This is a genomic window from Micromonospora sp. WMMC273 (genome assembly GCF_027460285.1).
Classification (GTDB): domain Bacteria; phylum Actinomycetota; class Actinomycetes; order Mycobacteriales; family Micromonosporaceae; genus Micromonospora; species Micromonospora aurantiaca.
In genome coordinates, this window is sequence record NZ_JAPZBE010000001.1 from 3250133 (window position 1) to 3262819 (window position 12687).

General features: G+C 75.2%; 13 protein-coding genes. 3 read left to right on the forward strand and 10 right to left on the reverse strand.

The features are described from left to right. Positions 1-11 precede the first annotated feature (11 nt). The 3 genes from O7611_RS15235 to O7611_RS15245 form a co-directional block, all read right to left on the reverse strand. Positions 12-806 carry an isocitrate lyase/PEP mutase family protein gene (locus O7611_RS15235; protein WP_194799297.1) on the reverse strand — a complete coding sequence of 265 codons (795 nt, stop codon included), beginning with the start codon at positions 804-806 and terminating at the stop codon, positions 12-14. Next, a complete protein-coding gene (locus tag O7611_RS15240; RefSeq protein WP_269697093.1) occupies positions 803-1807 on the reverse strand; it encodes a cytochrome P450 in 1005 nt (334 codons plus the stop codon). Before O7611_RS15240 ends, O7611_RS15235 begins: the two co-directional genes overlap by 4 nt. 105 nt (positions 1808-1912) lie before the next feature. Beyond that, entirely contained in the window at positions 1913-2656 is a 744-nt protein-coding gene (locus O7611_RS15245) for an ArsR/SmtB family transcription factor (RefSeq protein WP_269697094.1), read from the reverse strand. Between the two features lie 16 nt (positions 2657-2672). Here O7611_RS15245 and O7611_RS15250 point away from each other — a divergent pair, with 16 nt between their 5' ends. Next, positions 2673-2906: a hypothetical protein gene (locus tag O7611_RS15250; protein ID WP_269697095.1), complete on the forward strand. Its 234-nt coding sequence runs from the start codon at positions 2673-2675 to the stop codon at positions 2904-2906. Between the two features lie 194 nt (positions 2907-3100). Here O7611_RS15250 and O7611_RS15255 read toward each other — a convergent pair whose 3' ends face one another. From O7611_RS15255 to O7611_RS15270, 4 genes are all read right to left on the reverse strand, one after another. Beyond that, positions 3101-3595, reverse strand: coding sequence for a hypothetical protein (locus O7611_RS15255; RefSeq protein WP_269697096.1), 495 nt, complete (start codon positions 3593-3595; stop codon positions 3101-3103). A 222-nt stretch (positions 3596-3817) separates the two neighbouring features. Then, entirely contained in the window at positions 3818-4351 is a 534-nt protein-coding gene (locus O7611_RS15260) for a 2'-5' RNA ligase family protein (protein WP_194799295.1), read from the reverse strand. A 44-nt stretch (positions 4352-4395) separates the two neighbouring features. Beyond that, a complete protein-coding gene (locus O7611_RS15265) occupies positions 4396-5001 on the reverse strand; it encodes a response regulator transcription factor (RefSeq protein ID WP_013286580.1) in 606 nt (201 codons plus the stop codon). Further along, positions 4998-6143 (reverse strand): sensor histidine kinase, encoded by a 1146-nt coding sequence (locus tag O7611_RS15270; RefSeq protein WP_269697097.1) that lies wholly within the window; start codon positions 6141-6143, stop codon positions 4998-5000. The genes O7611_RS15265 and O7611_RS15270 overlap by 4 nt, the downstream gene beginning before the upstream one ends. A gap of 132 nt (positions 6144-6275) precedes the next feature. Here O7611_RS15270 and O7611_RS15275 point away from each other — a divergent pair, with 132 nt between their 5' ends. Both O7611_RS15275 and O7611_RS15280 read left to right on the forward strand, forming a co-directional pair. Next, positions 6276-7103, forward strand: a complete 828-nt coding sequence (locus O7611_RS15275) for a hypothetical protein (RefSeq protein ID WP_269697098.1) — start codon at positions 6276-6278, stop codon at positions 7101-7103. Positions 7104-7242: 139 nt separating this feature from the next. After that, on the forward strand, positions 7243-9003 hold the full coding sequence (locus O7611_RS15280; protein WP_269697099.1) for a DEAD/DEAH box helicase: 1761 nt from the start codon (positions 7243-7245) through the stop codon (positions 9001-9003). A gap of 44 nt (positions 9004-9047) precedes the next feature. Here O7611_RS15280 and O7611_RS15285 read toward each other — a convergent pair whose 3' ends face one another. The 3 genes from O7611_RS15285 to lon all read right to left on the reverse strand — a co-directional run bounded on the left by O7611_RS15285 (position 9048) and on the right by lon (position 12531). Continuing rightward, positions 9048-9512 (reverse strand): SgcJ/EcaC family oxidoreductase, encoded by a 465-nt coding sequence (locus O7611_RS15285; protein ID WP_269697100.1) that lies wholly within the window; start codon positions 9510-9512, stop codon positions 9048-9050. Positions 9513-9544: 32 nt separating this feature from the next. After that, positions 9545-9970, reverse strand: coding sequence for a MarR family winged helix-turn-helix transcriptional regulator (locus O7611_RS15290; RefSeq protein WP_228531456.1), 426 nt, complete (start codon positions 9968-9970; stop codon positions 9545-9547). A 239-nt stretch (positions 9971-10209) separates the two neighbouring features. Next, entirely contained in the window at positions 10210-12531 is a 2322-nt protein-coding gene (lon, locus tag O7611_RS15295; protein WP_194799290.1) for an endopeptidase La, read from the reverse strand. Between the last annotated feature and the right edge of the window lie 156 nt (positions 12532-12687).

Here is a 12687-nt window from a genome sequence, read left to right on the forward strand (position 1 = left end):
GAAGTGCCCGATCAGGTGGCGGACGGCGACACCAGGGCCTGCACCTCCTCGTATCCGGGCGGCGCCGGCAGGCCCGCGTCGCGCCCGGCGCCGATCGCGTCGGTCAGGTGCAGCGCGGCACCGAGCGCGGCCCGGAACAGCAGCGAGCCGGTGCTGACCCGGGCCACGCCGAGCCGTCCGAGGGCGGCGAGGTCCGGGCCGCCCGGCCGGTACAGCACGTTCAGCGGCAACCCCGCCTCGGCGGCGAGCAGGCCGACCAGGTCGTCGGGGGCGCCCGGCACGAACAGGCAGTCGGCCCCGGCGGCCCGGAACGCCGCCGCCCGCCGCCGTGCCTCGTCCAGCGGCGCCGGCACGCCCAGCCACCAGGCGTCGGTGCGGGCGTTGACGACCATCCGCGGCACTGCCGCGCGGACGGCCGCGATCACGGCGGCGACGTGCTCGGCCGGGGCCAGTCGCCCGTCCGGGCGCCCGTCCTCCAGGTTCACGCCGACCACGCCGAGCGCGGCCAGCTCGCCCACGAACCCGGCGACCTCCGCCGGGTCGTCGTGGAAGCCGTCCTCGATGTCCACCGTGAGCAGCGTCGGCAGGCCCCGCAGCCGGTACGCCAGATCCAGCGTCTGCGCGCGGGTCGCCCGGACGGCATCCGGCTGCCCGGCGGCCGCCGCCACGCCCAGGCTGGTAGTGCCGATCGCCTGATGGCCCCGGGCGGCGAGCGCCGCGGCGGAGGCGTGGTCCCAGGCGTTCGGCAGGAGCAGCGGTTCACCGGGCCGGTGCAGGTCACGGAATGCGCGGTACCTGTCGGTCATCGGAGGATCACCTCGAGTGGGATCGGCGGGACGTCAGGGGTAGGGCCGGCGGGACGGCAGCGGCGGCGCAGCACGCCGACCACGCCGGCGGCCAGGGCGAGCGCGTGCCGCTGCCCGGGGCAGCCGCGGGGGCCGGTGCCGAACGTCAGCGCGGCGTTCGCCCGGCCGGCGCGGAAACGGTCCGGCTCCGGAAAGACCGCCGGGTCGCGGTTGGCGGCGTCGAACCGCAGCAGCAGCCGCTCCCCCGCGCGTACCACCTGGCCGCCCAGGCTCAGCGGGTCGGCGGCGACCCGGCGGGTGACCCGTACCGGCGGGTCGAGGCGCAGCACCTCGGCCAGCAGCGCGTCGGTCCCGAGCCCGTCCGGCGCGTCGAGCCCGTGCCGGACGGCGGCCACGATCAGCCCGGCGGTGGCGTCGGCGGCCTGCACCAGCAGCCCGAGCCGGTTCGCTGTCACCTCGGCCGGAGCGGGCGGCGACATGGCCAGCAGCGCCGGCACCGCCCGGTCCGCCCGCCGCACCGCCGCCGGGCCGGCGCCCGGGTGGTAGGCGGCGGCCACGGCCGTCACCTCCGCGACGGCCGCCGCCGGGTCGGCCAGGCCGAGCCGCTCCGCCAGCACCACAAGGGGTACGCGCCGAGCCAGGTCACCGGTCACGTCCACCCGGTCGCCGCCGTTGTCCGCGGTCGCGGCGCGGTCGAGGGTTCGCCCGGTCAGCCGTTCCGCGGCCACGCGCAGTTCCCGTGGGTCGAGCGTGTCGAGCGCCGCCACCCCGACGGCTCGCCGCGCGGCATGCCGGTCCGGCGGGCTGAATCGGCTCACCGAAGCGCGCAGCCATGCCAGGCCACCCTCCGGCGCCTCCTCGGCGGGCGGCACCACGCAGCGTGGATCGGTCAGGACGGAGACGACGTCCGCGTACCGGCTGACCACCCAGCCGCCGTCGCCCGAGGTCGGCGGCCCGCAGGGCGGTGTGCCCGGAGCAGCCGTGATCGTCGGTGAATCCATCGCCCGACCGTAGGGCGCCGACAGTTCGGCCCGGACCGAACGGTCCGGCCGGGCACACCCGGCGGTCAGTCGCGGGCGGGACCGGTGCCGCGGGGCACGGGCGGGTCAGGCGCGCGCCGGGCCGGTGTCGCGGGTGGCGGGCGGGGCCAGCAGCGCCGGGTCGAGCCCGAGTGCCTCGGCCAGCGCGTCCCGCCCCGCCGGGGTGACCCGTACCGCCCGGCCGTTGCCGCGCGCGGTCCAGCCGAGGTCGAGGAAGCGCCCGCACAGCGCCGCCCCGACCGCGCCGGCCAGGTGCGGGCGCCGTTCGGTCCAGTCCAGGCAGTCGCGGACGAGCGGTCGCCGGGTGCCGCGCAGTGGTTCGACGGGTACGCCGAGACGGTCCAGCCAGCCCATGCCGGTCTCGGTCAGCGCGAGGCCGCCGGTGCGGTCGAGCACGCCACGCTCGAGCAGGGCGTCGTGCAGCAGCACGCCGAGCCGCCCGGCCAGGTGGTCGTAGCAGGTGCGCGCGTACGCCAGGGCGGCGCCGGCCGACGCGGCGCGCAAAGTGCGGGGCGGGGTGACCGGTGCGGGCGCCCGCGCGGCCAGGTCCTCGACGAGCTGGGCGACGCCCGGGTCGGCGAGGCGGACGTACCGGTGGCGGCCCTGCCGCTCCTCGACCAGCAGACCGCCCGCCACCAGACGGGTGAGGTGGCCGCTCGCGGTGGACGCGGCCACCCCGGCGGCGCGGGCCAGCTCCCCGGCGGTCCAGGCGCGGCCGTCGAGCAGGGCCAGGCAGAAGCCGGCCCGGGTGGGGTCGGCGAGCAGCGCGGCGAACCCGGCGAGTCCGCGGCCGTCGGCACCGGTGGTCATCGACCCATGCTGACACGTGACCGGCGCGGCCACCGCCGGGCTGCGGCTGGGTGGCGTGGGCGTCCGCGCCGGGCGCGGCCGGCTGAGCGCCGGCGCCGTGTCCACCGCGCTGCCCGCCAGCCCCGACCTGCGCGACCGGCACGATCTCGCGATCGAGGTACGCGGGCGGCGTCGCCACGCTCGGCCCGTCCCGCCTCGGCGGCCCGGTCGCCCAGGTGTCGCTGCGGCTGCCGCGCCCCGCGACGGGTGAGCTGTCAGTGCGCGGCACCGGTGGTGACGGCCGAGTTCGACTACCTGCGCTTCCACCGCTGATCCGCACGGTACCCACAGCGGTTGCGGCCCTCGCCCCATACCGGGGGCGAGGGCCGCAGCGCGGCGGCTGCCAGCACAAGAGCCGAGATCGTAAGCGTCTGTGAGCAGGACCCAACAACGGCTCCACGCAGTTCAGGGTCGTCGCAAAGACCTCCGCGCGGACTCCATCGCATCAAGCCTTTGATTCAGTGCAGGCGGGAGCGCGTTGCGGCATTTCATGGCGATCTGCTCAACAGCTGTCGCAGCCACGATCAGTCGTCCGGTGTCAGATCCGTCTACCACCGGATCACCCAAGACCGACAGCGCCGGTCCGAGGTTCTCCTGGACCTCGTCGGGCATGGAGTCGAAAAGCTTCATGTCGTCCGTGAACATCAGATCAACGACCGCCTGTGCTGCTTCGCGAAACCTACGCTCATCGCTCACGATCACCTCCCTGCTCCTCGAACCTTCGCCGTTCACACCCAACAGCCTCTCCACGAGGTCATCGCTCGACCGGCAGCTCACCGCATCCGCCACCGCTTCAGCAGGCACCACCTCGGCTATCGGTGCGGGAACGCCGCCTCCCCACGTATCCCACCCCTCGACGAAAACGTGATCATCGAGAAACGCGCCGAGCACGCCCCGCACGCCCCACTTCCATCTCGAGTTCTCCGAGCACCCGTCGGAGAGACTTCGCCGTTATCGCTTTCCCGGCGCCGATGCTCCAGCAGCCGAGCCAGCCACTTCCGGCCACCGGATCCTCCGGTGCCACGCACACCCAGAACCGGGTGGCGACAGCGGCGTCACCAGCGACGACTACAGCGATCAACCGCTGCTCGACGTGGAGCAAGACCTTGTACGTCGCCACGCTCAGCCGCCGGAACGCGGGCAGGCGGTGGTCAGCTCGCTGACGGTGCGGGTGTCGCCGTCGTAGCTGCGCGCCGCCACGAACGCCCCGGCCGGCGGGTGCGCACCGGCGACCGCCCGGGCCCGGCGCCGGTCGGCCGCGCCGAACCGCAGCGCCAGGCTCAGGTGCGGCACCCACCGGCCGGGCTGGTGCCACGAGTGCCCGCCGGACGCCTCGGCGAGCACGTCCCAGACCGCGCCGTGCAGCGCGACGAGCTGCGGTGTCGGGCGGACCAGCCACACCAGCGGCGCGCTGCCGTCGAGCACCGTCACCCGGCCCAGCCGCACCGGCAGCGGGAGCGCCGCGTCGCAGAGGTCGGCCAGGCGCTGCTCGGCGCCGGGCGGGAACTCCTCCACCGAGGCGAGCGTGAGGTGCGGCCGGTTCGTCTGGTGCGTGTTGCGGGCCAGGCTGGGCAGCCCGGCGGCGGCGAGCCGGTCCCAGGCAGCGCGAACCGCCGCTTCCAGTTCGGGAGAGCAGAGCAGTTCGACCGTCCGCACGTGATCAGGCTAGTCGCCGACGACCGCCCGCGACGCCCCGTACGTCAGAGCCAGCCGGCCTCCCGCGCCCGCCGGACCGCCTCGGCCCGGTCGGCGGCGCCGAGCTTCTGCACACAGGCGCTCAGGTGGTTGCGGACCGTGCCGGCGGCCAGGTGGGTCCGCCGGGCGATCACCGCGACCGGCGTACCCAGCTCGGCCAGCCGCAGCGTCTCTAGCTCACGCGGCGTGAGCGGGCACTCCGGCAGGGTGAGCGCATCGGCCGCCAGCGCGGGATCGACGTAACGCGCCCCGGAGTGCACCCGGCGGATCACGTCGGCCAGCGCGCCGCCCGGGGCGCCCTTGGCGAGGAACCCGCGTACCCCGGCGGTGAGCGCCGGGCGGAGCTGGGCGGGCCGGCCGTGTCCGGTGAGGATCACCGGCGCGCAGCCGGGCAGCGCGCGGGTCAGCTCGGCGGCGACCTCGACGCCGCCGGGCGGCGGCATCTCCAGGTCGAGCACGGCGACGTCCGGGCGGTGGGCGAGCGCCGCGTCCAGGGCGCTGCGCCCGTCGCGGGCGTGCGCGACCACCTCGATGTCCGGTTCCAGGTCGAGCAGCGCGGCCAGGGCGAGCCGGATCAGCTCCTCGTCGTCGGCCAGCAGCACCCGGATCACGGCGTCACCGGCACTGTCGCCACCAGGCTGAACACGCCGTCGGCGGCCTCGGCCCGGACCCGTCCGCCGACCGGGGCGAGCCGGTCGGCCAGGCCGCGCAGGCCGCCGCTGAGCCGGTCCGGTCCGGCGTCGTCGCGGACACCGTCGTTGCGTACGGTCAGCGTCACCACGCCGTCCTCCCGGGTGATCTCGATCCGGCACCAGCCGGCCCGGCTGTGCCGCAGCACGTTGGTTCCGGCCTCACGCAGTACGGCGGCCAGGTCGGCGGCGACCGGCGCGGGCACCTCAGCGGCGGGCGGGACCACTGTCGTGCGGACGCCGCTGGAGCGCAGCACCTCCCCCACCGCAGCGGCCTGTTCGGCCAGGTCGACGGCGCGGTAGCCGTGCACCGCCGCCCGGACCCGGGTCAGCGCCGAGCCGGCCAGCCGCCGCGCCTCGGCCGCCTCGCGGGCGGCCCGGCCGGCGTCACGCGGCGCCAGCCGCTCCGCCAGCTCGGCCTTGAGCGCGATCACCGTGAGGTCGTGGCCGAGCAGATCGTGGACGTCGCGGGCGAAGCGCAACCGTTCCTCGGCGGCGGCGAGCCGCGCCTGGGCGGCCTGCCCCTGCCGGGCCTCGACGAGCAGGTCCCAGAACCAGACCTGGACCCAGGTGAGCGCGCCGATCCCGGCACCGACCAGGCCGGTGACCAGCAGCGCCGTGGTCACCGGCCCACCCGTCGCCCCGGTGACGGCGGCGGACACCGCGAGGACGCCGGCCGCCGCCACCGCCGCGACGGCGGGCCGGAACAGCAGCGGTGTCATGCCGACCAGTGAGGCGCCGAGCCACGCCCAGGTGGGCCAGGAGCCGGCCGCGACCGGGCCGAGCAGCGGCAGGCTGAGCAGCGCCGCCACGGTGAGCGCGGCGTGCCGGCGGCGGCGGGCCGGTACGGGCAGCCACGGCGTGACGGCCGCGTGCAGCACCGCGATCTGGGCGACGGTGAACGCGAGGAGCCCGGCGGCGCCGAGTGCGACGCGTCCCGGGTCGGGTTCGCGGGCCAGGCCGACGGCGGGCAGCAGCACCGTGGTCCACACGTTGGTGGCCAGCGACAGCAGGGTGACCCGCCGGGCCCGGCGCAGCCGGTGGTCGGCGGAATCGACTGTCATGCCCGCCGATCCTAGGGCGTGCGCCGGCCCGCCCGCCCCTGCGAGATGTCACGGCCCGGTCGTGCGTTCCGCACGGTTTCCCGGTGACGGACGCGCCTTCTCCGGTGCGCCGGACGGCGGCAGGGTCGGGGCATGACGGAGATGACTGTGGTCGTACCCCGGCGGTGGGCCGGGTGGGCGCGGACCCGGCTCCTGGCCGGGATGGTGGTGGCGATGCTGGCCGGGATGGTGCTGCTCGGGCCGCTGTGGCAGGTGGGCGGGAGCCTGCTGGGCGGCGCGGCGGTGCTGGCGCGGCCGGACGTGGGCGCGCTGGTGATGGCGACGAACATGGCGGCGGGCATGGCCGCGTGGATGTGGTACCGGGGGGACGGCCGGGCCGCCACCGCCGAGATGTCGGCGGCCATGTACGTGCCGTTCCTGCTGCTGCTCCCGCCCTGGTGGGCCGGGTGGGTCGGGGACGACACGCTGCTGCTCGGCGGCCACCTGCTGATGGTGCCGGCGATGCTGCTGGTGGCGCTGCGGCACCGGCACACGCCCGCGGCGCCGCCGCGCCGGCACCCGGTCGCCGCGGCCCTGGCGCGCGGGTGGCCGGCCGGGCTGGCGCTGCTCATGACCGTGGACATGTGGTTCGCGCCCACCGTCTTCGCGCCGTGGACGCTGCTGGTCCTGCCGGCCGGCTACCTGCTGATCGGCACCTGGCGGCGGCAGTGGGGCGACCGGCGCGCGCTGGCCGCGCAGCTCGCCGGGGCGGCCGTGTGGGGCGGCCTGGCGGTCGTGGCGATGATCGCGTCCGCCGACGTCGCCGGGGTTCTCGTCGGGGTGGGCTGGCTCGTCCACGCCGCCTGGGACGCCTGGTACCACCGCACCGGCGCGGTGGTGCCGCGCGGCTACGCGCTGTGGTGCGCGGTGTTCGACGTCGGTGTGGGCCTCACCACGCTCCTGGCCGTCCTGTCCCGGTGATCCGCTGCCCTGTCCGGGTGATCCGGCGAGGGCACGGGGCCGCGCCGGATCACCCGGAGGGGACGGCACCCGGGTGGCGCGGCGAACGTTTGCCCCGGTCGCCGCGACCGCCGCGCGGCGGTGATGAAAAACTTGTCGCATGACCGCCGCACCGACCCCGACCGACCCCGCCGTTCCCGACGACGCCGAGGACGCCATCGCCTTCGCCGATCTCGGGCTGCGCACCGAGTTGCTGGGCGCGCTGTCCGCGCTCGGGTACGAGGAACCGACGCCGATCCAGCGGGAGGCCATCCCTCCCTTGCTGGCCGGGCAGGATCTGCTGGGGCAGGCGGCGACCGGTACGGGCAAGACCGCCGCGTTCGCGCTGCCGCTGTTGCAGCGGATGCCGGTCGGCCGGGCCGAGGGCGACCCGGTGTCACTGGTGCTGGTGCCGACCCGTGAGCTGGCCGTGCAGGTCTCCGAGGCGTTCCACCGCTACGGCAAGGACCTGGGCGCCCGGGTGCTGCCGATCTACGGCGGGCAGCCGATCGGCCGGCAGTTGCGCGCGCTCGACCACGGGGTGGACGTGGTGGTGGCGACGCCGGGCCGGGCCCTGGACCACATCGCCCGGGGCACGCTGCGGCTCGGCGCGCTGAGCACGGTGGTGCTGGACGAGGCGGACGAGATGCTCGACATGGGCTTCGCCGAGGACATCGAGGCGATCCTGGAGCACGCCCCGGCCGGCCGGCAGACGGTGCTGTTCTCGGCCACCATGCCGGCCCGCATCGACGGGCTGGCCCGGCAGCACCTGACCGACCCGGTGCGCATCCGGATCGAGCGGGAGCGGCCGGTCGCCGGAGAGGCGCCCCGGGTGCGCCAGAGCGCGTACATCGTGGCCCGGGGGCACAAGCCGGCCGCGCTGGGCCGGGTGCTGGACGTGGAGTCGCCGACCGCGGCGATCGTGTTCTGCCGCAGCCGCGAGGAGGTGGACCGGCTCACCGAGACGATGAACGGCCGGGGCTACCGGGCGGAGGCGCTGCACGGCGGGATGAGCCAGGAGCAGCGGGACCGGGTGATGGGCCGGCTGCGCGCCGGCACGGCGGACCTGCTGGTCGCCACCGACGTGGCCGCCCGAGGGCTGGACGTCGAGCAGCTCACCCACGTGGTCAACTACGACGTGCCGTCGGCCCCCGAGTCGTACGTGCACCGGATCGGGCGGGTCGGCCGGGCCGGACGGGAGGGTGTGGCGATCACGCTCGCCGAGCCGCGTGAGCACCGGATGCTCAAGACCATCGAGCGGGTCACCGGGCAGCGGATCGCCATCGACAAGATCCCCACTGTCGCGGACATGCGGACCCGGCGGCTGGAACTGACCCAGGCCGCGCTGCGGGAGAGCCTGCTGGAGGACGACCTCGACCCGTACCGGGCGATCGTGGAGTCGCTCACCGACGAGTTCGACCTGGTCGAGGTGGCGCTGGCGGCGGTGAAGCTGGCGCACGAGGCGACGTCACCGGGCTCGGACGACGAGGAGGAGATCCCGCAGGTTCCGGTCCGCGGCCCGCGCGAGGGCCGGCCGGAGACCGGCGGGCGGGGCGAGCGCCGGGGGCCGGGCCGTCCGCGTACCGGCGGGACCACCCAGGTCTTCATCGGGCTGGGCCGGCGGGCCGGGGTGCGGCCGCAGGACCTGGTCGGCGCGATCACCGGGGAGACCCGGATCAACGGCCGGGACATCGGCTCGATCGAGATCGCCGACCGGTTCTCCCTGGTCGAGGTGCCGCAGGCGGTGGCCGACGAGATCATCGCGGGGCTGCGCGGCACCACCATCAAGGGCCGCAAGGCGACGGTACGCCGGGACCGGGACGGCGGCGAGTCCGACGGCCGGGAGCGTCCCTTCGACGCCGGCCGCCGCGGCCGCCGCTGAGGCGTCCACCGCCGGCGGGTGCCCGCCACCGCCGGCGGTGACGGTCACCGGCCGTTCCCACCCGCCATGCGGTTCGTCAGCCGCCCGACGACGGTACGCGACCACGGACGGTACCTGGTGTTCTGGAACGCGGTCACGAGCCAGTCGTCCCCCTGGTGGACGAGGACGAACGTGACCGCCGAGTGCCGCTTCGCCGACGGCTCGGTACGGCCGCGCTGCCAGCGCATGATGATCCCGCCCAGCGCCCACACCACGGCGACGTCGGTGGCGACGTGCCGGATGCGCGGCTCTCGGACGGTCATGCGCGAGCCGCGCATGACGCCCCCGAACAGCGCCCGGTGACCGTCGGCGATTGCGCGCCGACCCGCCATCCGGGTGCCGTCGTAGGCCGTGTAGTCCGCGTCCTCGCTGAAGAGGGCCGCGTACCGGTCCGGGTCGCCCTCACCCCAGGCGTCGGCGACCCGGGCCAGGGCGCGGCGGACGCCGGCTTCCGTAGATTGATTCAGCATGCTAAACATTTTAGCGCACTGAAATGTTTTTGTCAGGCCCTGTCAGTCGAGGAGTCGGAGACACGGGAGGTCTGCTCCTGGAGGATGACCACCACGTTGCGGACGAAGTGCTCGACGGTGGCGAGCTGCGCCTCGGTGTACCCGCGGGTCAGCTCCCTGATCGCCGCACCCAGCGGCGCGAAGACCGGGCCCATCTCGGCGTCGAGCCGCTCCACGTCGGCGACGACGAACGTCTTGCGCCGGTCCGTCGCGTCCGGGCTGCGCCGTGCGTACCCGGCGCGGGAAAGCCGGTCCACCAGCCCGGTGACCGCTCCCGGCGTGAGCCCGAGCTGACGGGCGAGATCACCGGAGGTGAGCGGGCCACGCCGGGCCAGCAGATCGAGCGCCTTGTTCTCCGTGGCCGTCAGGCCACGCCGGGCGGCGACCGCCTCGTGGAACATCACCACGGCGGTGCTCAACTCCCGGCCCAGAAGATCGCCGAGGTCCGGAGTTCCGCTTCCCGGCGGATCCCCGTCAGTTGCTCTGCGCGCCACCTGACCAGCCCTCTCCGTGCGGCGTCCGTCGGTCCTGGCCGCACGCCGGCCAGTATGCCGGGCCGGGAACGGCTGTCGACGCTCCGGCCGGCCGGGGTGCCGGACGGACCATCCGGTCGCGCCGTGGAGCGGGGGTCCGGCTGTCACCGGACCCCCGCCCCCGCTCAGGCCGCGGCGAGCGTTCCCGCCTCGATCTCCGCCGGGCGCAGCGCCAGCGCGAGCACGTCCGCCACGTCGGACAGCGTGTGCACGGTCAGCGCCTCCCGCACCTGCGCCGGCAGGTCGTCCAGGTCCGGCTCGTTGCGCTTCGGGATGATCACCTCGGTGAGGCCGGCCCGGTGCGCGGCGAGCAGCTTCTGCTTCACCCCGCCGATCGGCAGCACCCGGCCGGAGAGCGTCACCTCGCCGGTCATCCCGAACTCGGGCCGCACCGGACGCCCGGTCACCAGTGAGGCCAGCGCGGTCACCATGGTGATGCCGGCGCTCGGGCCGTCCTTCGGCACCGCGCCCGCCGGGACGTGCAGGTGGATCCGCCGCCCGGCCAGCGCGTTCGGGTCCAGCCCGTAGCGCCGTCCGTTCGACCGCAGGTACGACCACGCGATGTGCGCGGACTCCTTCATCACGTCGCCGAGCTGGCCGGTCAGCGTCAGTCCCGGCTCACCCTCCATCGTGGTGGCCTCGATGAACAGCACGTCGCCACCGGCGCCGGTGACGGCCAGGCCGGTCGCCACGCCGGGCACGGCGGTGCGTTCGGCCGACTCCGGGGTGAACTTCGGCCGGCCCAGGTAGCGGGCCAGGTTCCCGGCGTCCACGTGCACCGGCGCGGGGTCCGTGGCGAGCGCGACGGCCACCTTGCGCAGGATCTTCGCCAGGGCTCGTTCGAGCTGCCGGACGCCGGCCTCCCGGGTGTACTCGCCCGCGATCAGCGCCAGCGCCTCGTCGGCGACGGTGACCTCCTCGCCGGTCAGCCCGGCCCGCTCCCGCTGCCGGGGCAGCAGGTGGTCCCGGGCGATGGCGACCTTCTCGTCCTCGGTGTAGCCGTCCAGCGCGACCAGCTCCATCCGGTCCAGCAGCGGGCCCGGGATCGCCTCGACCACGTTGGCGGTGGCGAGGAACAGCACGTCGGACAGGTCGAGGTCGACCTCCAGGTAGTGGTCGCGGAACGTGTGGTTCTGCGCCGGGTCGAGCACCTCGAGCAGGGCCGCCGCCGGGTCGCCGGAGTAGCCGGCGGCCAGCTTGTCGACCTCGTCGAGCAGCACGACCGGGTTCATCGAGCCGGCCTCGCGCAGCGCACGCACGATCCGGCCGGGCAGCGCGCCGACGTAGGTGCGCCGGTGGCCGCGGATCTCCGCCTCGTCCCGGACGCCGCCGAGGGAGACGCGGACGAAGTTGCGGCCCAGCGCCCGGGCGACCGACTCGCCGAGGCTGGTCTTGCCGACACCGGGCGGGCCGGCCAGGGCCAGCACCGCGCCGGAGCCGCGTCCGCCGACGACGCCGAGGTTGCGCTCCGCGCGCCGGTTGCGCACCGCGAGGTACTCCAGGATTCGGTCCTTCACGTCGGCCAGGCCGGCGTGGTCGGCGTCGAGCACGGCCCGGGCCGCGGCCAGGTCGGTGTTGTCCTGGGTACGCGTGCTCCACGGCATCTCCAGGACGGTGTCCAGCCAGGTACGGATCCAGCCCGCCTCGGGTGAGGCGTCACTGGCCCGCTCCAGCTTGCCGACCTCGCGCAGCGCCGCCTCGCGTACCTTCTCCGGCAGGTCGGCGGACTCCACCCGGGAGCGGTAGTCGGCGGAGCCGTCCGGCTCGTCCTCGCCGAGTTCCTTGCGGATCGCGGCGAGCTGCTGGCGCAGCAGGAACTCCCGCTGGGACTTCTCCAGCCCCTCGCGGACGTCGCTGTTGATCTGCTCGGTGACCTCCTGCTCGGCCAGGTGTTCCTTGACCCAGCCGACGAGCAGGTCCAGCCGGGCGGTGACGTCCGGCGCGGCGAGCAGTTCGGTCTTCTGGGTCAGGCTGAGCCAGGGCGCGTAACCGGCCGAGTCGGCCAGCTCGGACAGGTCGGTCATCCGCTCCATCGCGTCGATCACCTGCCAGGCGCCGCGCTGCTGCAGGACCGAGGTCATGAGCGCGCGGTACTCGCGGGCGAGTTCCCGGGCGCGGCCGGCCGGGGCGGGTTCGTCGAGTGTGGTCGCCTCGACCCAGAGCGCGGCGCCGGGACCGGGCACGCCGGAGCCGATGCGGGCACGGGCGAGACCGCGGACGACCGCCGCCGGTTCGCCGCTGGGCAGCCGGCCCACCTTCTCGATCGTGGCGACCACGCCGACGGAACCGTACTCGCCGTCGATGCGGGGCACGGCCAGGAGTTCCTTGTCGCCGGTGGCGCGGGCCGCGTCGACGGCGGCCTGGGTGGTCGGGTCGAGGGTCACCGGGACGACCATCCCGGGCAGCAGGACGGCGTCGGTCAGTGGGAGTACCGGAAGAGTTGCCATCGAACACCTGCCATCACGTTGGTTGAGCGTGTCTGGCTCAAGTAACAAAAGATGCCCCTTGTTCCTGGTTGTGACCCACGCCACGCCGAGCGCTCCCGTTCCGGCGCTCCGCGCCCAATGGCGGCACCGTTTACCGCGACCCGCCGAATGGAAACA

Excerpts from the sequence above, each read along its gene's own strand:
- O7611_RS15240 (WP_269697093.1), bottom strand. The coding sequence starts at position 1,807 with ATGGATTCACCGACGATCACGGCTGCTCCGGGCACACCGCCCTGCGGG.
- O7611_RS15280 (WP_269697099.1), top strand. The coding sequence starts at position 7,243 with ATGACCGCCGCACCGACCCCGACCGACCCCGCCGTTCCCGACGACGCC.
- O7611_RS15275 (WP_269697098.1), top strand. The coding sequence starts at position 6,276 with ATGACGGAGATGACTGTGGTCGTACCCCGGCGGTGGGCCGGGTGGGCG.
- O7611_RS15285 (WP_269697100.1), bottom strand. The coding sequence starts at position 9,512 with ATGCTGAATCAATCTACGGAAGCCGGCGTCCGCCGCGCCCTGGCCCGG.
- O7611_RS15235 (WP_194799297.1), bottom strand. The coding sequence starts at position 806 with ATGACCGACAGGTACCGCGCATTCCGTGACCTGCACCGGCCCGGTGAA.
- O7611_RS15245 (WP_269697094.1), bottom strand. The coding sequence starts at position 2,656 with ATGACCACCGGTGCCGACGGCCGCGGACTCGCCGGGTTCGCCGCGCTG.
- lon (WP_194799290.1), bottom strand. The coding sequence starts at position 12,531 with ATGGCAACTCTTCCGGTACTCCCACTGACCGACGCCGTCCTGCTGCCC.
- O7611_RS15270 (WP_269697097.1), bottom strand. The coding sequence starts at position 6,143 with ATGACAGTCGATTCCGCCGACCACCGGCTGCGCCGGGCCCGGCGGGTC.